This is a genomic window from Ruminococcus sp. D54t1_190329_F1, assembly GCF_015551645.1.
GTDB lineage: Bacteria > Bacillota > Clostridia > Lachnospirales > Lachnospiraceae > Blautia_A > Blautia_A faecis.
The window spans coordinates 1-1,335 of sequence record NZ_JADNDC010000103.1; the positions used below are offsets into that span (position 1 = coordinate 1).

Below are 1,335 nucleotides of genomic sequence, written 5' to 3' on the forward strand. Positions count from 1 at the left end.
TTCAGCTCGTCAAGATCGGGTGCAGACACCCGTATCACGTAGCTTAACTTATACATACTTTCTTTGCTCTGGTCTAAATCGGTTTCCAGCTCGTCCACGCTGTCTAATGCGTCTACCACATTTGAGCTGGTTTCACTTCCTGCTTGATAAGCGTGATTGTCAAGGTCTTTCAATTCCTTTTTCTTGTTTCTTACTGTGGTAAGTGCTTTTCGGTTCTCCACGATTTCTACATTCATAGAAGTATCAACGGGGAATGTGAATTGCTGTTGCTGGAAATAGAAGATTTCAGACGACGGAAAATCAAGCTCGCCGACAATCGCATTGACGGTAAAATAGGACACATAGCTTTCCTTGTCCTCATGTTCCAATCGTAAATATCGCTGGCTTTCTTCAATCACACACCTTGTCGGACGGATAAGGTCGTAGTATTTTATCAGCGTTTCTTTCTTCAATTTCTTCTTTGGTAACTGGTACTCATAATCTTCATAAGCGATACCGTCCCTGCCGTAAAGATGTTCCATGAGATACCCAAAATCATTGATTTCCAAGCGACGCACCTTGAAGCGACGGGAGATTTTATTTTCCAGTAATTTTTCCATTTTCATGTAACGGTTGATTTCATCATTCGGCATGGAAACAAAGTCATTCATCAGCGTGTGGTTCACTTCATGGAGAAATTCCGTGAACGTCAGCCACGCCGATTTTTTAATGTTCTTCAGATTGAGCTGTTCTTCCGTAACCATGAGCTTAAAGCCAAGAAAAAAGCGGTAGTCCACTTGATTGTCCCCAATCATAGATACTAACGCTTCGGTCTGTTCGTCTATCTTCTGGCAGGCAACTTCCTTTAATTTTCCAGTTACCAGCTTCTTTGACTGTTCCTGCATACTGCGGATTGAGCTTTCTGTGGCAATCTGCAACGCATGAATTTTACCCTCACGGGACTGTGCGATAAGCTGTCGGAAACTGTCATGCACGATAAATTTCTGCTCTGCGGATAGAAAAGAATAGTTGTATGGTATCAGCTCATAGTAGGCGAACACCTCATTGTCCTTGTTCCAGACAAGGTTATTGTCAATATATTTTATCGGGAACATAGTTCACACTCCTTACTGCCGTGATTGTTTCATTCAATATCTGCTTATGCAGTTTTACGGCTTTTCCTGCATAAGTGATTTTTGGTCGCAGGGCATAGGTTATCTGTGATTTCAAAAAGCTGTACGGCTTCTTTCCGTCAAAGGTTTTCTGCGACATGAACCAAGTGAGAGCAACGGGAATACCAAAGTATTTGAGAAATGCTCCCTCAATCATGGAAAGTGGGGGAATATCCCCAAACAG

General features: G+C 42.4%; 1 protein-coding gene and 1 pseudogene. Both read right to left on the reverse strand.

What is annotated here, in order from left to right; translation table 11 throughout:
• Nucleotides 1-1,094, reverse strand: a pseudogene (locus I2D69_RS21325) (ATP/GTP-binding protein); the annotation flags it as partial.
• Nucleotides 1,072-1,335: conjugal transfer protein (locus tag I2D69_RS21330; protein ID WP_195380422.1), on the reverse strand; the 264-nt coding region annotated here is incomplete at its 5' end. The gene I2D69_RS21330 and the pseudogene I2D69_RS21325, both read right to left, overlap by 23 nt.